The sequence below is a fragment of the Pseudomonas sp. 15A4 genome, from assembly GCF_016925575.1.
In the GTDB taxonomy this organism is placed as follows: Bacteria; Pseudomonadota; Gammaproteobacteria; order Pseudomonadales; family Pseudomonadaceae; genus Aquipseudomonas.
Window position 1 is genome coordinate 167,658 of the sequence record NZ_CP068986.1, and the last position, 19,500, is coordinate 187,157.

Sequence of the window (19,500 nt, forward strand, 5' to 3'; positions counted from 1 at the left end):
ATGGCAACCAAAGCAGTAAAAGTCAGCGTTTACACCTGGGAAGGTATCGATAAAAAAGGCGTGAAACAGAAGGGAGAGGTCAACGGACATAATCAGGCACTGGTTAAAGCGCAGCTGCGCAAGCAAGGCATCAACCCCACCAAGGTCAGGAAAAAACCGGTTTCCATTTTCGGTTCTGGCAAAAAAATCAAACCCTTGGACATCGCTTTTTCAGTCGCCAAATGGCGACAATGATGAAAGCGGGCGTGCCTCTGCTCCAGTCCTTCGACATTATTAGCGAGGGCTCTGACAACCCGAACATGCGCAAGCTGGTAGATGACATAAAGCAAGAAGTTGCCGCAGGTCATAGTTTTGCAGCTTCTCTACGGCAGAAACCTAAGTATTTCGACGATCTCTACTGCAGCTTGGTAGATGCTGGCGAGCAGGCTGGCGCCCTAGAAGCGCTTCTTGAGCGCGTGGCAACATATAAAGAAAAAACCGAATACCTCAAGGCGAAGATCAAAAAGGCAATGACCTATCCGATCGCGGTAGTGATCGTCGCCCTCATCGTCAGTTCAATACTACTGATTAAAGTAGTTCCACAATTCCAATCCGTTTTTGCTGGATTCAACGCAAAGCTTCCAACATTCACCCTAATGGTGATCGGCCTGTCTGAGGCACTACAAAGCTATTGGTACATGTTTCTTATCGGCCTCGTCGCAGTAGTGCTGGCGTTCAAAAATGCCCATAAAAAGTCAGAAAAATTCCGAAACTGGATTGATCGGGCGCTGCTGAAAGTCCCTATTATCGGCCCCCTTTTGTACAAATCTGCTGTGGCTCGATACGCTCGCACACTTTCCACAACCTTCGCCGCCGGCGTCCCGCTGGTAGAAGCGTTAGATTCTGTGGCAGGTGCGACCGGCAACGTCGTCTTCAGAAACGCGGTCAACAAAGTAAAACAAGACGTCTCCACTGGAATGCAGCTCAACTTCTCCATGCGGAGCACGGGTGTTTTTCCGATGCTGGCCATTCAGATGACCGCAATTGGGGAAGAGTCCGGCGCACTCGATTCGATGCTTGATAAGGTCGCGACCTACTACGAGGATGAGGTAGACAACATGGTCGACAGCCTGACCAGCCTCATGGAGCCGATGATCATGGCGTTCCTCGGTGTCATCGTTGGCGGGCTGGTCATTGCCATGTATCTTCCAATCTTCCAGCTCGGAAACGTCGTCTAACCATGCCCCTCCTCGATCTCCTGGCCAGCTCCCCGCTGGCCTTCGTTCTTTGCACCCTCATCCTCGGCCTACTCGTCGGCAGCTTCCTAAACGTCGTGATCTACCGATTACCGCTGATGATGATCCGCGACTGGAAAATCCAGTCCCGGGAAATGCTCGACCTCCCCGCCGAGCCGCAATCAGAAACCTTCAACCTCATCCTCCCCCACTCCCGCTGCCCGCACTGCTCACACAAAATCCGTGCGTGGGAGAACATTCCGGTCGTGAGTTATCTGTGCCTCGGCGGCAGATGCTCACAGTGCAAAGCGCCCATCAGCAAGCGCTACCCCCTCGTTGAACTGGCGTGCGGGTTACTCTCGGCCTTCATCGCCTGGCATTTCGGTTTCGGCTGGCAGGCTGGGGCGATGCTGGTGCTGACGTGGGGCTTGCTGTCGATGAGTCTGATCGATGCCGACCACCAGCTTCTGCCGGACGCGATTGTGTTGCCGCTGCTGTGGCTGGGCCTGATCGTGAATGCGTTCGGGCTGTTCACGTCGCTGACCGATGCGCTGTGGGGCGCGGTCGCGGGGTATCTGGTGTTGTGGTGTGTGTTCTGGCTGTTCAAGCTGATCACGGGCAAGGAAGGCATGGGTTATGGCGATTTCAAATTGCTGGCGATGCTCGGCGCGTGGGGCGGCTGGCAGATTCTGCCGCTGACGATTCTGCTGTCGTCGATTGTCGGAGCGGTGTTGGGCCTGATTCTGTTGCGCTTGCGCAATGTCGAAACCAGCACGCCGATCCCCTTCGGTCCTTATCTGGCCCTCGCGGGGTGGATCGCTTTGCTCTGGGGTGATCAAATAACCACCTCGTATTTGCAGATCGCCGGCTTCAGATGACTTCTCCTGCGTCAAAACCCTGGATTCTGGGCCTCACCGGTGGCATCGGCAGCGGCAAGAGTGCGGCGGCTCAGTGCTTCGTCGATCTCGGCGTGCATTTGGTGGACGCCGATCACGCCGCTCGTTGGGTTGTCGAACCCGGGCGTCCTGCCTTGGCGCAGATTGCCGAGCACTTCGGCCCGAGCGTGTTGCAGGCCGATGGCACGCTGAATCGCTCGGCGTTGCGCGAGCTGATTTTCAAGGATCCGCAACAGCGGGTCTGGCTCGAAAGCCTGCTGCATCCGCTGATCCGCGAGGAAATCCGGCAGTATCTGGCGCGCGCCGAATCGGCTTACGCGATTCTGGTGTCGCCGCTGTTGCTGGAGACTTCTCAGCACCAGATGGTGCGGCGGGTGTTGGTCATTGATGTGCCGGAATCGGTGCAGATCGAGCGTACGGTGTTGCGCGACAAGACTAACGAAGAACAGGTGCGGGCGATTCTAAAGGCGCAGGCCAGTCGCGATGAGCGCTTGAGTCGGGCCGATGATGTGATCGTCAATGACCGTGACCCGGCCTGGCTGAAAAGCGAAGTCGAGCGTCTGCATCACTTTTATTTAACTTTGCGTGGAGGCCAATGATGAGCCAACCAATGACCGTCGATTGCCCAACCTGCGGAGCGCCCGTGGAATGGACACCGGAGAGTAAATTCCGGCCGTTCTGCTCGGACCGTTGCAAGCTGATCGACCTGGGCGCCTGGGCGTCGGAAGAACATGCGATTCCGGTGGCGCCGGATGCGGAAGACGAGCTGTTTTCAGGTGACCTCGACCCTCGTCAGCACTGATCAAACTTGGCAGCCACACTGGGCGAACAACGCACATCTCCCAAAGCCGAGCGTATCCCGTCGACAAGAATGAGCGCCGAGATCGACAACAATTTGTGGGAGCGAGCTTGCTCGCGAAGAAGCCGGTACATCCGCTAGATATCCAGCAGTTCTAATGCCGTCTTCGTGAGCAAGCTCACTCCCACATGAACGAGACACCCCCGGAAACCAAAAAAGCTTCACGACCTGGATCGCGAAGCTTTTTTGGCCGAGCGTTTTAGCCCAATTTACGCTGCGGCGCGCCGTGGACCATGGTGTAGGCGTAATCGACGCCCATGCCGTATGCGCCGCTGTGCTCCAGGACCAACTCCATCACCGCTTCGTAGGTTTCCTTGTGTGCCCAGTCGCGCTGGAATTCGAGCAGAACCTGCTGCCAGGTGACCGGCACGGCGCCTGCCTGAATCATCCGTTGAACCGACATGTCGTGGGCTTCCTTGGTCGTGCCGCCGGAAGCGTCAGTGACGATGTACACCTCGTAGCCTTCAGCCAGTGCGTCCAGCGTCGGGAAGTTCAGGCAGACCTCGGTCCACAACGCGGCGATGATCAGCTTCTTGCGACCGGTCGCTTTGACCGCTTCCACCAGTTTCTTGTCTTCCCACGAGTTCATCGACGTGCGCTCGATCGGCTGCTGATCCGGGAACACCGCCAGCAGTTCAGGCCAGATGAAACCGCTGAAGCTTTTGGTTTCGACCGAAGTGTAGATCGTCGGCACGTTGAAGATCTTGGCGGCCTTGGCCAGGCCAACAGTGTTGTTCTTCAAGGTCTGGCGATCGATCGATTGAACACCGAAAGCCATTTGCGGCTGGTGGTCGATAAGGATCAGGGCAGCGTTGGTTGGGTTCAGCAGTTCGCGAATGGACATGGGTAGATTCCTTAAATGGTCAGCAGTGAGTTCTTTGTGGGTTAGCCGCTGCGCTGGTTAAGCGTGTTGGCTGGCTTGGGAGTGAATTTACGGGCTGGCCGACTAAGGAACAATCCCATAGAATCGGGACTCATTGTTTCCAAATCAGGAACGATCATGGATCGTATCGAATGCATGCGCGCGTTTGTCGCCACCGTGGGCGCCAATGGCTTTGCCGCAGCGGCCCGCGCACTGGACGTGCCGCGCTCGAAAATCAGCAAGCAGATTCAGGCGCTGGAAGAAGCCATCGGTGTGCAGCTGTTGCAGCGCACCACGCGCAGCCTGCATCTGACAGAAGCAGGCGCCGAGTACTACGACGCGTGTCGGGATGTCATCGCCTCGCTGGACGAAGCCGAACAACGGGCGCGGACCGGGATGGGTGAAATACGCGGCGTGTTGCGGGTCAATGCGCCGATGTCGTTTGGACTGAGTCGTCTGGGGCCGCTGATTCCGCGCTTCAACGAGTTGCACCCGAACGTCGAGCTGCAGGTTGTGCTGAGCGATCAGCAGGTGGATCCGGTCAAAGGCGGCTTTGACGTGACGATTCGGATCGCCAGCCTGCCGGACTCGTCGATGATCGCGCGCTCGCTGGCCCCGGCGCCGAGGATCATGGTGGCCTCGCCCGACTATCTGGCTCGCGAAGGCACGCCGCAAACGCCCAAGGATTTGGCACACCATAAGTGCCTGAGTTACGGGTATTTGCAGAGCGGCGTGAGCCTGCAGTTATGCAACGGCAAGGAAACACAGCGGGTGACGGTGAGCGGGCCGTTGCACGCCAACAACGGGGACATTCTGGCGCAGGCTGCAGTCGCGGGAATGGGCATCGCGTTGCTGCCCAATTTCATCATCGAGCGCGCGGTGGCGGACGGGCGGCTGGTACCGGTGCTGTGCGATTGGGAAGCGCCGGCGATTACGGTGAACGCCGTGTACCCCTCATCCCGTCGGGTGCCGATGAAGACCCGGGCGTTCATTGATTTTCTGGTGGCTGAGCTGTCGGTTGAGTCCGGGGCGTTTTGACAGCAGCCGTTGGGGGAGCGTGCTCGTTACACAGGCCAGTACATCCGCTAAATCTTCAGCGGCTGGAATACCGTCTTCGTGAGCAAGCTCACTCCCACAGGGGCTGTGTTACCGCCCGAAACCGTGGCGTGTCCCACAGGTCCTTGATCAGCCCGGAATTCCTGATACGGCGCCGATCATGTGGGAGCGAGCTTGCTCGCGAAGAGGCAGGAACATCCGCTGCATCTATGGCGGCTGGAATACCGGCTTTGCAAGCAAAGCGCTTCAGCTCAGTCAATCAAGCCCTTCAAACCACACTCCCCCCGGCACCTTCCCTGCGAGCCCATCCGCCAGGCTCGCTAACACCATCTCGCCCATCCGCGTCCGGGTTTGCACGGTGGCGCTGGCGCGGTGGGGTTGCAGAACAACGGTTTCCAAGGCGAACAAGACCTCCGGCACGTGGGGCTCATCGGCGAATACATCGAGCCCCGCGCCCGCAATCGAGCCAGCTTCCAGCGCTGCAACAAGGTCCGGCTCATTGACCAGACTGCCGCGCGCCACGTTAATCAGGAATCCTTGCGCGCCCAGTGCTTCCAGCACCTTGGCGTTGATGATGCCTTTGGCTTTGTCGGCGGCTGCCGCCACGATCAGCGCATCACTTTGCGCGGCAAGTTCGACCAGATCGCTGACGAAGGTGTAAGGCACGTCGCCCATGGCGTTGAGGTCGGTATAGCTGATCGGGCAGCCGAACGCAGCGGCTCGCGTGGCGACGGCCCGCCCTACCCGGCCCATGCCGACGATGCCGATGCGCATGCCGCTGAATTGACGCGCCAGTGGCAGCGGCACCAGCGGCGTCGCGGTCTTGGTCCATGCGCCGGAGCGTACATATCGGTCGCCCGTGCACAGCCCGCGACAGGCTGAAATCAGCAGACCGATGGCAAGGTCGGCGACATCCTCGGTCAGCGCGCCGATGGTCGCCGAGACACGAATGCCACGGTCCCGCGCGTAGGCCAGATCAATCGCGTCGGTGCCAACGCCGTTGACCGCGATGATTTCGACCTTCGGCAACTGTTCCATCACTTCACGGGTGATACCGGTGTGGCCGCCGGTGACCACGCCGCGGATATTGGCGCCGTGCTCGCGCAGGTAAGCAGCCTTGTCGGCCTGCTGGAAATACGGGCGAACGGTGTAGCGCTCGTTCAGCCGCGCGTTGATGTCAGGGATCAGGATCGGGCTCAGCTGGAGGATTTCAGGTTTCATCGGTATCTCGCTTATCTCGAATTCGGACGGATCAACCACGGCCCACGAAGGGCATGTTGGTGGCCATGACGGTCATGTTCAGCACGTTGGCCGACAGCGGCAGTGAAGCGATGTAACGCACGGCGTCGGCGATGTGCTTGACGTCGATCATCGGCTCGACCGCTGTCGAGCCATTGGCCTGACGCACGCCTTTGGTCATGCGCACCGACAGCTCGGTCAGCGCGTTGCCGATGTCGATCTGGCTGCAGGCGATGTTGAACTCGCGACCATCCAGCGCCAGGCTCTTGGTCAAGCCCAACACTGCGTGCTTGCTGGCGGTGTAGGGCGCGGTGAACGGCCGTGGCACGTGGGCGGAGATCGAACCGTTGTTGATGATCCGGCCACCCTGGGGCGACTGTTTGCGCATCAGGCCAAACGCGCCGCGGCTGCACAGGAAAACGCCCGTCAAGTTGGTGTCGATCACGCTCAGCCACTTCTCGATGGGCAGCTCGTCCATCGGCACAGCAGGGGCGTTGACGCCGGCGTTGTTGAACACCAGATCGAGGCGGCCATACACCTCCTCGATGGTGGCGAACAGGTGGTCAACACTTGCCGGATCACGTACGTCGCACGACACCGCCAACGCTTCCCCGCCCTGCTCGCGGGCCTGCGCCATCAGCTCTTCAAGCGGCTCGATACGGCGCCCGGTCACCACTACTTTGAATCCATCTTCCAGCAGGCCTAACGCGACGGAGCGGCCGATGCCACTGCCCGCGCCGGTGACCAGGGCAATTTTCGAAACGGATTGATCAGTCATTATTGTTCTCCTTGTTGCTCATCAAAAATGCGGCTGTAGTGGATGAATTGCTCAGCGGCGCTCACCCACCCTCACTTCAAATTCGCCGACGCCGTCGATGCCGCCATTGATCACGTCGCCCGCTTCGAGCGCGGCAACGCCGGGCGGCGTGCCGGTCATGATCAGGTCGCCGGCGCGCAATGTGACGGAATGGGATAGCTGGCTGATGACTTCGCTCACCGACCAGATCTGGCCCTCAAGGTCGGAACGCTGACGCTCGACGCCGTTGACGCTCAGCCAGATGGCGCCTTGTTGCGCATGGCCGTCACGGCCTGCCGGGCGGATGGGCGTGATCGGCGCCGAGCCGTCGAACGCCTTCGCCGGCTCCCATGGATTGCCCACCGCCTTGGCCGCCATTTGCAGATCACGGCGGGTCAGGTCGAGCCCGGCGGCGTATCCCCAGACGTGGTCCAGCGCATGTTCGGCGTCTATCTCAAAACCGTCCTTGCCGATGGCAACGACCAGTTCGATCTCGTGGCAAAACTGGTTGGTCTGGGTCGGAAACGCGACCTCGCCCACTGCGTCCACAACCGATGTCGCCGGTTTCATGAAGAACGCCGGAACCTCGCGAGCAGCAGTGGCAGCATCGCCCCACAGGTAATTGCGACCCAGGCAAAACACCCGGCCAACGGGGAACCGCGCCTCGCTGCCATGCACCGGCAAGCTGCTGACTCGGGGCGGTTCAAATACAAAGTTGCTCATGAAATTCCTTATCACCGAAAGACGCTCAATCCCGCCAGATGCAGTTCAGACTACGGGATCAACCGACGGGAAAGTTGGACAAAACCGTGTTTGCGCTGGACTAAAAAACTCAATACCGCGGGCATTAAAAAAGGCGTATTTGCATACGCCTCTGCCCAGTACGGCATAAGTTCACACACACATTCTTGAGCGGTTACCGGGCCTTTAGCTCGATGCGATAAATGCGGCCGAGCAACAGTGAATAAGACAGCGTGCCGATACACGCGACCCCGCCGATGAACCAGAACGCCCACGCGAAGTTGCCGGTGACATGCAGGATCTGCCCGATAACAATCGGCGTGACGATGCCGCCGATGTTGGCCGCCAGACTGGTGATGCCCCCGGTCAGGCCGATCAGTTCCTTGGGGGCGATTTCCGACACGGCTGCCCAGGACGATGACGCGATGCCCTGTGCGAAAAAGGCGATTGTGAGCAGCGCGATGCAGACTTCATTGGAGTCGGTGAAGTTGACCAGCATGATCGACATGCCGAGCGCCGAACCCACCACCAGTGGCAGCTTGCGGGAGAAGGACAGCGAGTAACCGCGACGGATCATCCAGTCGGCGATGAAGCCTGCCAGCAGCACGCCGACCGTGGCGCCAATGAACGGCAGCACTGCGAAGATGCCGACTTTGACCATGGTCAGATGCCGCTCTTCAATCAGGTAGGTCGGGAACCAGGTCAGGAAAAAGTACAGCGCCGAGGTGCTGGCGAACTTGCCTAGGCAGATGGCCCAGACCTGACGGTATTTCAGCAGCTCGGCAATTTGCGCCCACTTGAATTTGTTTCGTTCCTGACTGCTTTTGACCAGGCCGCCGCCGTCTTCGATGTAAGCCAGTTCTTCCTTGCTGACTTTCTTGCAGTTCATCGGGTCGCGATACAGGTACAGCCAGGCAATCCCGAAGACGATGCCGATGATGCCGGTGCTGTAAAACACGTGGCGCCAGTCATAGGTCGTGGCGAGCCACAGCAACAAACCGGTGAACAGCGCCGTGCCCAGATACTGCCCGCACACATAGATGCTGCTGGCCATGCCGCGTTCCCGCGCCGGAAACCAGACCGTGACTGCGCGGCTGTTGGCCGGAAAGGCCGGTGCTTCCATTGCGCCAATGGCCAGACGCAAGCCGAACAGCGAAGCGAAACCGCCTGCCATGCCTTGGCATACCGTTACCGCGGACCACGAGATAAGTGAAGCACCGTAGGTGAAGCGCGAACCGAACCGGTCGGCGATGAAACCGGCGGGCACCAGGGCGAAGGCGTATGTCCAGGCGAAGGCGGAGAAGATCAGGCCCATCTCGACCTTGTCCAGACCGAGGTCTTTGGCCATGAAAGGTGCAGCGATGGAGATGTTCACGCGGTCGACGTAGTTGATGATCGTGGCGATCAGCAGCAGCGACAGCATGAACCAGCGGCGGTGGGTCATCGGGCGGGCGGGAGCGGCGGTGACTGGAGCGGCCACGACAGCATCCATCGCCTGAATATCAGGGTTGCTCGACATGAGAATTCCTCATTGTTTTTATTGGTATCGAGTGATGAAGCGCGCCCCCAACTTATCGTACGACCGGTTTTAAACAAGCCGATGCTTAGAACGTTTTTGGATTTCAACAGCCGCCCGTAATGAATTGTCCAAAAACTGCCCGCGTGTTAAAACAGCACCGAACGATCGAATGCGCACGAAAACGCCTGCGCTAGAGCAGTCCGCTGAGGGCGAGCGGTAAAAGTATTCTTGGACAAATCGACTCGCCACGTCCGTAAGCAAATGTTTGGATTTAGTCATACGACGACCGACAATAAGAAACACAACACGAGGAGCACTCGATGGATTCCATCAATCGCGTCCCCACCTACGGCATGCAGCAGCGCAGTGAGCGGCCGGATTTTTACATCCGCGGCAAGACCGAGGGCAAGGCAGAAACCGCGCCTCATCGCCACGAGTATTTTCAGATTCAGATCAACCTCGGCGGCGACACCGTGCAGCACATCGGCGGTGTGGTACGGCCCTTCCCACGCAACACACTGGCGTTCATCCTCCCGCATAAATTGCACCTCATTCCGCATCCACCGGAAGGCAATTTCCTGCTGATCAATTTTGCCCAGAATTTCCTCCTGCCCCAGTTGCAATGCGACCCGCTGGACCTCGAAGACGTGGCGATCGCCCTCGCCCCGGAGCTGTCGCCGTTTCGTTTTCAGGAGCACCTGGATTTCACGCTGGGCGCCGCTGATTTTGCCGAGATCAAGCATTTGCTGGGCCGCATGCGTGAGCTGGACGCGAACCGGCAGTTTGGATCGCGGGAGATTCTCAAAGGGTGCCTGCTGCAACTGATCGGCACGATCTGCCAGTTGTACGCTGAGCCGATCAAGCTGCTGGCCGACGACAATGCCGCCGAGCGCAGCCGCCGCGACGCGCTGGCGCGGATGTCGGAGTACGTGCGCAAGAACCTCGACGACCCGGACCTGAGCCTGAAAAAAGCCGCCTCGGCCGCGTTTCTGTCGCCCAACTACCTGACCCATTGGCTGCGCAAGGAAGTCGGCAAGACCTTCAGCGAGCTGGTGCTGGAACGGCGCATGCACCTGGCGCGCACGCTGCTGCTTAACGGCAGCAAGCCGGTGGGGGAAGTGGCGCGGTTATGTGGTTTCGCCGACGAGGCGTATTTCTCGCGGCGTTTCCGCCACGCCCACGGCATGCCGCCGGGGCAGTTCAGGAAGCAGCGGGATGTGTAGCCTGCCAGACCCTGCTCATGCACCGGGCAGCTCCTTAAATGGATCAGCGCCTCCCCGGCCAACTTTATCTCGGCCCCCATGTTTCTTCTCGCCTCCGGAGCGTTAAGCTTGGCGCCATGGATGACTCCGATTATCTGCGTCTTTTGACGATCCAGGCCGAGCAAGCCAATGCGTTTCTGTCCAATGCGCGCAAGTGGGAGCGCGAGCGTTGGGTGTGTGAACGGTTGCTGCAGGGCCTGAACATTCCCCATCGCACCGACGACTTCCTGCCTGCCGGGCAAGAGCCGCCGGACGTGCTGTTTCGCGATGCATGTTTTGAAGTGTTCTTTGTTCTGGATGAAGGTCGTCGGCTCAACGATGAGTGGCGCGAAGAACTGCAACGTCGGCGCAGCGCGTTTTCCCTTAGCCAACTGGTGCGCCGGGAAGCCAAACCCAAGCGCATTCCCGCTGCCGAATTGCTCCGGCGCCTGGCACCCACGTTGCGCAAAAAGGCCCACAACTACACAGAGCGGGGGCTGGATTTGGGGGAGCTGGACATCATCGCCTTCGCCAGCCTCAAGCGTGAAGTCCTCGACCTGAACAGCCACTTTCCGCCGCCCACCGAATATTTGCGCCAAGGCTGGCGATCACTCTCGCTGGTCGGGCCGACCTTCGCCCGGGTATTGTTCGCCCATCCGGATGCCCCGGATTTTCTGCGGACCAATCTGGGCCGCAGCGTGGTGTTTGATGTAGGAATCAGTTTATGAGCCCGTTGCAGGAATTGATCGCCGATGTGCCCCAGCGCGGGCGTGTGCGCTGGATCGGCGTGCGCCCCGAATCCCGAGGCGAAATGGTTGAGCTGGAAGCCGTGGAAGCGCGCCGCGAAGCAGGCCTGACCGGCGATCACGCCCGCCCGGGGCCGCGCAATGCCCGACAGGTGACGCTAATCCAGTGGGAGCATTTCGCCGTGGTCAGCTCGCTGATGGGCCGGGCCGAGGACAACCCGGTGTTGCCACAGGATCTGCGGCGCAACATCGTGATCAGCGGCATCAACCTGTTCAGCCTGAAGAACCGGCGCTTCCGCATCGGCCAGGCGATCTTCGAAACAACGGGCTGGTGCCAACCCTGCGCACGCCTTGAGCAGCGCCTGGGCCATGGCATTTTTCAGGCCGTCCGTGGCCATGGCGGAATTACCGCGCGGGTGATACAAAGCGGCATCGTGCGTCTGGACGACGTTTTGTGTATCGAGCCGATCGAACCGAGCGTCCAGGACTTTAACGCAGCCAACAGCGCGGTCTCCTGATCCGGATCGACAGTGATAAAGAGCCTCAAATGATCAGCTCCCTGAAACCTGCCGACACCGCGCGTGTCGAAGCGTACATTCGAGCCCCCGCCCAAGTCGAGCGCCGACCCTTTTGGCGTTGGCTGCTCCTTGTAATGGTGCTCGGACAGGGCCCTTTGAGCCGTTTACTGAGCGATCCGCCGCTATGAGCTGCCTTGCGCTCGCGCGGATTGCGCTGACACAGAATTCCTTAAGCCTTATGAGATATCCCCATGACCCATCGTATTGTGATTGTCGGCGGAGGCGCTGGCGGTCTGGAGCTGGCTACCCGTCTGGGTAAAACCCTGGGCAAGAAAGGCACCGCCAGCGTCACGCTGGTCGACGCCAACCTGACCCACATCTGGAAACCGCTGCTGCACGAAGTGGCCGCCGGCTCGCTCAACTCTTACGAGGACGAGCTGAACTACGTGGCGCAAGCCAAGTGGAACCACTTTCAGTTTCAGATGGGCCGCATGACCGGGCTGGATCGGGAGAACAAGCAGATTCACCTGGCCGAGACTCTCGACGAAAACGGCAATGAGCTGGTCCCGGCGCGCAGCCTGGATTACGACTCCCTGGTGATTTCCGTCGGCAGCACGACCAACGACTTCGGCACCAAAGGTGCGGCGGAGCACTGCCTGTTCCTCGACACCCGCAAGCAAGCCGAGCGCTTTCATCAACAATTGCTCAATCGCTACCTGCGCGCCCACGCCAGCCAAACGGATGTGGCCGAAGAGATCAACGTCGCCATCGTCGGTGCCGGTGCGACCGGTGTCGAGCTGGCCGCAGAGCTGCACAACGCCGCGCACGAACTGGCGGCGTACGGGCTGGGCCAGATCAAACCGGAAAACCTGCGCATTACGGTGATTGAGGCCGGACCGCGCGTCCTGCCGGCACTGCCGGAACGTATTGGCGGCCCGGTGCACAAGACGCTGGAGAAATTGGGCGTCACGGTGCTGACCAATTCGGCGGTCAGCGAAGTGACGGCTGAAGGCCTGGTGACCGCAACAGGCCAGGTGATTCCTGCGACGCTGAAAGTCTGGGCGGCAGGCATCCGCGCTCCGGCGTTTCTGGAGGGCATCGCCGGTCTTGAGACCAATCGCATCAATCAGCTACAGGTGCGTCCAACGCTGCAGACGACCCGCGACGACAATATCTTCGCTTTCGGTGACTGCGCTGCGTGCCCGCAAAAAGGCACGGATCGCAACGTGCCGCCCCGCGCGCAAGCGGCGCATCAGCAGGCATCGTTGCTGGTGAAGTCGCTGAAGCTGCGCATCGACGACGGCACGCTGCCCGAGTACCGCTACAAGGACTACGGCTCGCTGATCTCGCTGTCGAAGTTCTCGGCGGTCGGCAATCTGATGGGCAACCTGACCGGCAGCGTCATGCTCGAAGGCTGGCTGGCGCGGATGTTCTACGTCTCACTGTACCGCATGCACCAGATGGCGCTCTACGGCATGTTCCGCACGCTGATGCTCATGCTGGGCAGCCGGATCGGTCGCGGCACCGAACCACGGATGAAGCTGCACTAAGGCTGAGTCCTGCAGGCCCGCTGCGCCAATGCGGCGGGCCTCATCCTCCCTCATTCCAGACACCTGCCTTACCTGGCGGGCGCGAGAATGCGCGCCCGTTACGGCATCACCCGCCCTTTGCCCAGATGCTTGGCCCTGTACATCCAGCGGTCGGCTTCGCGCATCAGTTCGTCAGGGGCCTTGCCCGAGCCGGGTTCATACATGGAGAAGCCGATGCTGGCGTTGCTGCGAATGACATCGCCCTTGATCGTGAGGGGCTGAGCAATCGCCGTGAGGAGTTTCTGAGCCACTTCCCGCGCCTCTTCCACGCCCGGCGTGATGCCTTCGAGAATCACGATAAATTCGTCACCGGCCAGCCGCACCAGGCTGTCGGTCCTGCGGATGCAGCTCTGCAAACGTGTGGCGATAGCGCGCAGCAGATCATCACCGGCATCGTGCCCGTAACTGTCGTTGATGACTTTGAACCCATCCAGGTCAATGAACATCAGCGCCATTTGCAATCTGGAGCGATCCGCCCGCGCCTGAGCGATCGGCAACAGCGAGTCCAGCGCGCGGCGATTGTGCAGACCGGTCAAGGAGTCATGTCGGGCCTCCTGCTCTAGCTCCTTGCGCGCCTGAATGTTCTGGATGATCGAAATGAAATATTCCAGCTCTCCTGCTTCGGACAGCTTCTTCGTGACGCTCAGATTGACCCAAACCGCTCTGCCATCTTTGCGCAGGTAACGCTTTTCCATCTGGTAGCTGTTGATTTCACCGACACTCAGCTGGTGGAGCATCTCAAGGTCACTGTCCAGGTCCTCAGCGTGGGTGATGTCCTGAAACGTCAGGTGCTTGAGCTCATCGGGCGCGTAGCCAAGGACATCGCACAGCGCAGCATTGACGCTGATCCAGCCACCGTCGGGCGCGACCAGGGCAATGCCTACCGAGGCCAGCTCGAACATTGAGCGATACCCCGCCTCACTGGCCTGAAACAAGGCCTCGGAGCGATTCTTCTGAATCCGCGTCAGCATCAGGTTTTCCCGCAGCTGCATTTCCCGGCTGACGATCTCGGCCAGGTCGTGGAGGATGGACAGCTCGTCTGGGGTGAGGATTCTGGGCTGCGCGTCAATGGCGCAAAGCGTGCCCACGGCAAAGCCCTGGCTGGTGCGTATGGGTACGCCAGCATAAAAACGGATATGGGGATCGCCTGTGACCAGTTGGTTGTCGCAGAAACGCGCGTCTTCGACGGCATCGGGCACCACAAGCTCGGTGGCCTCAAGGATCGCGTGCGCACAGAAAGCGAGCTCCCGCGGCAACTCTGTCGCTTCAAGCCCTACTCGGGACTTGAACCACTGACGGTCCTGATCCACCAGCGATATCAGGGCGATCGGCACGTTCAGCACTTGCGCCACCAGACGCGTGATCCGGTCTAGTGCGACCTCGGGAGGAGTGTCGAGAACTTCGAGAAGATGCAGCGCTTCAAGTCGCTGTTGCTCGAATGGAGGAGTTGGCGACTTCATAAACGGCCGATCCTGGAAAGACTGCCTGAAGTCTATACCGGGCCTCATGAATCCGCACCGGAGCGCCGCGTAAATAAACGACCTGGCCGTCGCGATTGATCCGGCTGCCGGTGAAGAAATCTGTCATGCCTTGTCATAAAAACGTGCTGTTTGCTGTGATCCCATCAACGCATCTCACCCCGATGTCGCTCGATCACAGGAAGTCATCCATGTTGCAGCTCTCCCGTCTGATGCTGGCCGCAGGCCTTGGCATCGCGCTTAATCTATCCATGGCCGCCACGGCAGGTGCAGCGTCCGAAGTCACCGGCGCCGGCTCCACGTTTATCTATCCGGTGCTGTACAAGTGGGCCACCGACTACAACCAGAAGACCCAGATCAAGGTTAATTATCAGTACATAGGCTCCGGCGCTGGCATTGCACTGATCAAAGAAGGCGCCGTGGATTTCGGCGCGACTGACCGGCCGATGAGTTCGGCAGACTTGGAATCCTTTGGCCTGCAGCAGTTTCCCTCGGTGATTGGCGGCATCGTCCCGGTCATCAACGTCGCCTCGGTCAAACCGGGCACGCTGAAATTCACCGGGCCAGTGCTGGCGGCCATCTATCTCGGCAAAATCAACAAATGGAATGACCCGGCGCTCACTGCTCTGAACCCGGGTGTGAAGCTGCCTGACGCGAATATCAGCGTCGCCTATCGCTCTGATGATTCTGGCACCACGTTCAACTGGGTCAGTTATCTGGCGAAGGTCAGCCCGCAATGGAAGAGTCAGCTCGGCGCAGGGTCTTCGGTCAAGTGGCCGGTGGGCATGGGCAGCAAAGGCAGCGAGGGCGTGGCGACGTACGTGAAGCAGGTGCCGAACTCGATCGGCTACGTCGAGTACGCCTACGTCAAACAGCAGAAGTTGAATTACGGGCTGTTGCAGAACGCTGCGGGCGCATTCGTGACGCCGAGCACCGAGAGCTTTCAAGCGGCAGCCGCGACGGCAGACTGGAAGAATGCAAAGGATTTTGATCTGTCGATGCTCGACGCGCCGGGGGAAAACGCTTACCCGATTACGGCCGCGACGTTCATCGTGATGTACAAGCAGCCGAAAGATGCTGATCGTCAGAAGACTGTTCAGGATTTCTTTCGCTGGACGCTGGAAAGCGGTCAGGAACACGCTCGCTCGCTGGATTTCGCACCGATCCCTGATGACCTGAAAAATCAGATCGAAGCGTACTGGGCGGACACACCCAAGGCTCAGTGAATGCCGGAAACGAAAAAAGCGTCCCGAAGGACGCTTTTTTGTAGCTTCAGCGCGAGTGGCGCTTAAGCGGTATTTTCTGCCCGGATACAGCTGGGGCGAAAATGGTCGGGGTAAGGGGATTCGAACTCCTGACATCCTGCTCCCAAAGCAGGCGCGCTACCGGACTGCGCTATACCCCGGTGAAACATGAAAACACCCTAAGGTATTTCCAGAGCGGGTGACGCGGATGGCGTCACTCCCTAAGATCCAACCCGATGAAGCCAGGTCAAAAATGGTGGGTCGTGTGGGATTCGAACCTACGACCAATTGGTTAAAAGCCAACTGCTCTACCAACTGAGCTAACGACCCAAATAATGGTCGGGGTAAGGGGATTCGAACTCCTGACATCCTGCTCCCAAAGCAGGCGCGCTACCGGACTGCGCTATACCCCGACGGTACTACCTCTTGAAATTGGCTCCGTGACCAGGACTCGAACCTGGGACCCAATGATTAACAGTCATTTGCTCTACCGACTGAGCTATCACGGAACGATCTTTTCAAATCTATCAATTTCAGATGCAGCGTTTGACGCGCTTCAACACAACAAATTCAGTAAATCTTCACCCGATGAATCCGGCATTTACCTCACTGAACCTACCGCATTTTCAGCCTCTTCGACCTGTTTGCATCGCTGCGTTCACGTCTCTGAGGCGCGCTATTCTACATTTCCAGAAACACCTGTCAACCCTCTAAATTGCTTTCAAGACAATGATTTGCGAATTTTTTGCGGATCGTCCTTTAGCCCCCGAAAATCCTGCGGTTCAGGGAATAAATCACCGCGCATAAAAAAGGGCTCCCGCCTGGAGAGCCCTTTTGCGCCTCTATATAGAGGTGCGGATCAGCCGAAGACGATCTCGTCGGCCTGCACCGTGCCTCTGATGCTGGTGCCAGGCATGAAGCCACCCGACAGGATCAACTGAGCCAGCGGGTTTTCGATCCAGCGCTGGATCGCTCGTTTAAGCGGCCGCGCGCCATAGACAGGGTCGTAGCCGACGGCGATCAGCTTGTCCATCGCCTCGGTGGACAGCTCCAGGCGCAGATCGCGCTCCGCCAGACGCTGGCGCAGACGACCCAACTGGATCTCGGTGATGCCTGCAATCTGATCGCGGGCCAGCGGCTCAAAGATCACCACTTCGTCGACCCGATTGATGAACTCCGGACGGAAGTGCGTGGTGAGCGCATCCATGACCGCAGCGCGTTGGCCTTCACGATCGCCGACCAGCTCCTGGATGCGAGCCGAGCCCAGGTTGGAGGTCATGACGATCACGGTATTACGGAAATCCACCGTACGCCCGTGACTGTCGGTCAGACGCCCGTCTTCGAGCACTTGCAGCAGGACGTTAAACACGTCCGGGTGTGCCTTCTCGACTTCGTCCAGCAGGATGACCGAGTAAGGCTTGCGCCGCACCGCTTCGGTCAGATAGCCACCCTCTTCGTAACCGACATAGCCAGGTGGCGCGCCGATCAGCCGCGCCACGGAATGTTTCTCCATGAACTCGGACATGTCGATCCGCACCATCGCTTCTTCGGTGTCGAACAGGAATTCCGCCAGCGCCTTGCACAGCTCGGTCTTACCCACACCGGTTGGGCCGAGGAACATGAACGAGCCGCTCGGGCGGTTCGGGTCCGACAGCCCGGCACGCGACCGTCGAACAGCATTGGCCACCGCGACAACCGCTTCGTTCTGGCCGATCACGCGCTGGTGCAACAGCTCTTCCATTTTCAGCAGCTTGTCGCGCTCGCCTTCGAGCATCTTCGACACCGGAATACCGGTCCACTTGGACACTACTTCGGCAATCTCTTCCTCGGTCACCTTGCTGCGCAGCAACTGGTTTTCCGGCTTGCCGTGCTGGTCGACCATCTGCAGGCTGCGTTCCAGGTCGGGAATCACGCCGTACTGCAATTCGGCCATGCGGTTCAGGTCGCCCTTACGCCGCGCCGCTTCCAGTTCCTGACGGGACTGCTCGATCTTTTGCTGAATTTGCGCGGAGCCGGTGACCTCGGCCTTTTCAGAGGTCCAGATTTCTTCGAGGTCGGCGTACTCCCGCTCAAGGCGCTGAATCTCCTCCTGAAGTTTTTCCAGGCGCTTGATCGCGGCCTCGTCGTCTTCCTTCTTCAGCGCCTGCGCTTCTACCTTCAGCTGGATCAGGCGACGTTCAAGGCGGTCGAGCACTTCCGGCTTGGAGTCGATCTCCATACGAATGCGGCTGGCCGCTTCGTCGATCAAGTCGATGGCTTTGTCCGGCAGTTGCCGATCGGTGATGTAGCGATGGCTGAGCTTGGCCGCCGCGATGATCGCGCCGTCAGTGATCGCCACCTTGTGGTGAACTTCATAGCGCTCTTTCAAGCCGCGCAGGATGGCGATGGTGTCTTCTTCGCTCGGCTCGTCCACCAGCACTTTCTGGAAGCGACGCTCGAGAGCGGCGTCCTTCTCTATATATTGGCGGTACTCGTTGAGCGTCGTGGCGCCCACGCAATGCAGCTCACCACGGGCCAGCGCCGGCTTGAGCATGTTGCCAGCGTCCATCGAGCCCTCGGCCTTGCCGGCACCAACCATGGTGTGCAGCTCGTCGATGAACAGAATGATCTGCCCTTCCTGCTTGGACAGTTCATTGAGCAGCCCTTTCAGGCGCTCTTCGAACTCGCCACGAAACTTGGCACCTGCGATCAGCGCACCCATGTCCAGCGACAGCAGACGCTTTCCGCGAAGGCCGTCTGGCACTTCACCGTTGATGATGCGCTGGGCAAGGCCTTCGGCGATGGCGGTTTTACCCACGCCAGGCTCACCGATCAGCACCGGATTGTTCTTGGTCCGGCGTTGCAGCACCTGGATGGTCCGACGGATTTCGTCGTCGCGGCCGATCACCGGGTCAAGTTTGCCTTCCTCGGCGCGCTTGGTCAGGTCAACGGTGTACTTGTCCAGCGCCTGACGGGATTCTTCTGCATTTGGGTCGTTGACGGCATCGCCCCCACGCAGGTTGCTGATGGCGTTTTCCAGAGCTTTCTTGCTGACGCCCTGACCGAGCAGCAGCTTGCCGAGTTTGCTGTTCTCGTCCATGGCGGCGAGCAACACCAACTCACTGGAAATGAACTGATCGCCTTTTTGCTGAGCCAGTCGATCAGCCTGGTTCAACAGGCGCGCCAGGTCCTGGGACATGTTCACGTCGCCAGTCGGGTTCTGGATTTTCGGCAGTTGATCGAGCTCTTTGCTCAACGCAGTGCGCAGGCTGTTGACGTCAAAGCCCACTTGCAGCAGCAAAGGCTTGATCGAACCGCCCTGCTGCTCAAGTAATGCCTGCATCAAGTGCGCGGGCTCAATGGCCGGGTGGTCAAGGCCCACCGCCAGTGATTGGGAATCTGATAAAGCGAGCTGTAATTTGCTGGTTAAACGGTCAATACGCATTCGTCACCTTCCTATATGGGCAGGCCGGAGCAATGAACACACCTAATAAAGAAAACCTGCCAGATGGTTCTTTAGATG

17 protein-coding genes, 4 tRNA genes and 1 pseudogene are annotated in these 19,500 nt (G+C 59.3%); 11 read left to right on the forward strand and 11 right to left on the reverse strand.

The genetic code is table 11. The features are described 5' to 3' along the window. From JN403_RS00725 to yacG, 4 genes and pseudogenes are all read left to right on the forward strand, one after another. A pseudogene (locus tag JN403_RS00725) lies at nucleotides 1-1,217 on the forward strand (type II secretion system F family protein). Nucleotides 1,218-1,219: 2 nt separating this feature from the next. Next, on the forward strand, nucleotides 1,220-2,092 hold the full coding sequence (locus JN403_RS00730; protein WP_205484814.1) for an A24 family peptidase: 873 nt from the start codon (nucleotides 1,220-1,222) through the stop codon (nucleotides 2,090-2,092). Further along, nucleotides 2,089-2,709 (forward strand): dephospho-CoA kinase, encoded by a 621-nt coding sequence (gene coaE, locus JN403_RS00735; RefSeq protein ID WP_205484815.1) that lies wholly within the window; start codon nucleotides 2,089-2,091, stop codon nucleotides 2,707-2,709. The genes JN403_RS00730 and coaE overlap by 4 nt, the downstream gene beginning before the upstream one ends. Next, nucleotides 2,709-2,912 (forward strand): DNA gyrase inhibitor YacG, encoded by a 204-nt coding sequence (gene yacG / locus JN403_RS00740; protein WP_074888353.1) that lies wholly within the window; start codon nucleotides 2,709-2,711, stop codon nucleotides 2,910-2,912. Before coaE ends, yacG begins: the two co-directional genes overlap by 1 nt. Before the next feature lie 256 nt (nucleotides 2,913-3,168). Here yacG and JN403_RS00745 read toward each other — a convergent pair whose 3' ends face one another. Beyond that, a complete protein-coding gene (locus JN403_RS00745) occupies nucleotides 3,169-3,813 on the reverse strand; it encodes a hydrolase (protein WP_122535388.1) in 645 nt (214 codons plus the stop codon). 156 nt (nucleotides 3,814-3,969) lie between these two features. On the opposite strand from JN403_RS00745, the gene JN403_RS00750 reads away from it, so the two are divergent. Continuing rightward, nucleotides 3,970-4,869, forward strand: coding sequence for a LysR family transcriptional regulator (locus tag JN403_RS00750; protein WP_122622750.1), 900 nt, complete (start codon nucleotides 3,970-3,972; stop codon nucleotides 4,867-4,869). 273 nt (nucleotides 4,870-5,142) lie between these two features. Here the strand turns inward: JN403_RS00750 and JN403_RS00755 are convergent, their stop codons facing one another. The 4 genes from JN403_RS00755 to JN403_RS00770 all read right to left on the reverse strand — a co-directional run bounded on the left by JN403_RS00755 (nucleotide 5,143) and on the right by JN403_RS00770 (nucleotide 9,155). Next, nucleotides 5,143-6,108, reverse strand: a complete 966-nt coding sequence (locus JN403_RS00755) for a 2-hydroxyacid dehydrogenase (RefSeq protein WP_205484816.1) — start codon at nucleotides 6,106-6,108, stop codon at nucleotides 5,143-5,145. 31 nt (nucleotides 6,109-6,139) lie between these two features. Continuing rightward, nucleotides 6,140-6,904: an SDR family oxidoreductase gene (locus tag JN403_RS00760; protein ID WP_205484817.1), complete on the reverse strand. Its 765-nt coding sequence runs from the start codon at nucleotides 6,902-6,904 to the stop codon at nucleotides 6,140-6,142. A gap of 51 nt (nucleotides 6,905-6,955) precedes the next feature. Beyond that, a complete protein-coding gene (locus JN403_RS00765; RefSeq protein WP_205484818.1) occupies nucleotides 6,956-7,645 on the reverse strand; it encodes a fumarylacetoacetate hydrolase family protein in 690 nt (229 codons plus the stop codon). A gap of 193 nt (nucleotides 7,646-7,838) precedes the next feature. Next, entirely contained in the window at nucleotides 7,839-9,155 is a 1,317-nt protein-coding gene (locus tag JN403_RS00770) for an MFS transporter (protein ID WP_240356921.1), read from the reverse strand. Nucleotides 9,156-9,502: 347 nt separating this feature from the next. On the opposite strand from JN403_RS00770, the gene JN403_RS00775 reads away from it, so the two are divergent. The 5 genes from JN403_RS00775 (at nucleotide 9,503) to JN403_RS00795 (ending at nucleotide 13,237) form a co-directional block, all read left to right on the forward strand. Beyond that, a complete protein-coding gene (locus tag JN403_RS00775) occupies nucleotides 9,503-10,405 on the forward strand; it encodes an AraC family transcriptional regulator (RefSeq protein WP_205484819.1) in 903 nt (300 codons plus the stop codon). 116 nt (nucleotides 10,406-10,521) lie between these two features. Then, the gene (locus JN403_RS00780; protein WP_122535381.1) at nucleotides 10,522-11,151 is read left to right on the forward strand and encodes a DUF1780 domain-containing protein; all 630 of its coding nucleotides are present in this window, start codon (nucleotides 10,522-10,524) and stop codon (nucleotides 11,149-11,151) included. Then, nucleotides 11,148-11,687, forward strand: coding sequence for an MOSC domain-containing protein (locus tag JN403_RS00785; protein ID WP_122535380.1), 540 nt, complete (start codon nucleotides 11,148-11,150; stop codon nucleotides 11,685-11,687). Before JN403_RS00780 ends, JN403_RS00785 begins: the two co-directional genes overlap by 4 nt. A 29-nt stretch (nucleotides 11,688-11,716) precedes the next feature. Continuing rightward, nucleotides 11,717-11,875 (forward strand): DUF3094 family protein, encoded by a 159-nt coding sequence (locus JN403_RS00790; protein WP_205484820.1) that lies wholly within the window; start codon nucleotides 11,717-11,719, stop codon nucleotides 11,873-11,875. Nucleotides 11,876-11,938: 63 nt separating this feature from the next. Then, a complete protein-coding gene (locus JN403_RS00795) occupies nucleotides 11,939-13,237 on the forward strand; it encodes an NAD(P)/FAD-dependent oxidoreductase (RefSeq protein WP_205484821.1) in 1,299 nt (432 codons plus the stop codon). Between the two features lie 98 nt (nucleotides 13,238-13,335). Here JN403_RS00795 and JN403_RS00800 read toward each other — a convergent pair whose 3' ends face one another. Next, nucleotides 13,336-14,736 carry a sensor domain-containing diguanylate cyclase gene (locus JN403_RS00800; RefSeq protein WP_205484822.1) on the reverse strand — a complete coding sequence of 467 codons (1,401 nt, stop codon included), beginning with the start codon at nucleotides 14,734-14,736 and terminating at the stop codon, nucleotides 13,336-13,338. A gap of 209 nt (nucleotides 14,737-14,945) precedes the next feature. Here JN403_RS00800 and pstS point away from each other — a divergent pair, with 209 nt between their 5' ends. Continuing rightward, entirely contained in the window at nucleotides 14,946-15,980 is a 1,035-nt protein-coding gene (gene pstS, locus JN403_RS00805; protein WP_240356772.1) for a phosphate ABC transporter substrate-binding protein PstS, read from the forward strand. 102 nt (nucleotides 15,981-16,082) lie between these two features. Here the strand turns inward: pstS and JN403_RS00810 are convergent. The 5 genes from JN403_RS00810 to clpB form a co-directional block, all read right to left on the reverse strand. Continuing rightward, nucleotides 16,083-16,159 (reverse strand) — tRNA-Pro (locus tag JN403_RS00810). 93 nt (nucleotides 16,160-16,252) lie between these two features. Then, nucleotides 16,253-16,328 (reverse strand) — tRNA-Lys (locus JN403_RS00815). 6 nt (nucleotides 16,329-16,334) lie between these two features. Next, nucleotides 16,335-16,411 (reverse strand) — tRNA-Pro (locus tag JN403_RS00820). A 20-nt stretch (nucleotides 16,412-16,431) separates the two neighbouring features. Beyond that, a tRNA-Asn gene (locus JN403_RS00825) sits at nucleotides 16,432-16,507 on the reverse strand. A gap of 350 nt (nucleotides 16,508-16,857) precedes the next feature. Next, entirely contained in the window at nucleotides 16,858-19,422 is a 2,565-nt protein-coding gene (gene clpB / locus JN403_RS00830; protein WP_205484823.1) for an ATP-dependent chaperone ClpB, read from the reverse strand. Between the last annotated feature and the right edge of the window lie 78 nt (nucleotides 19,423-19,500).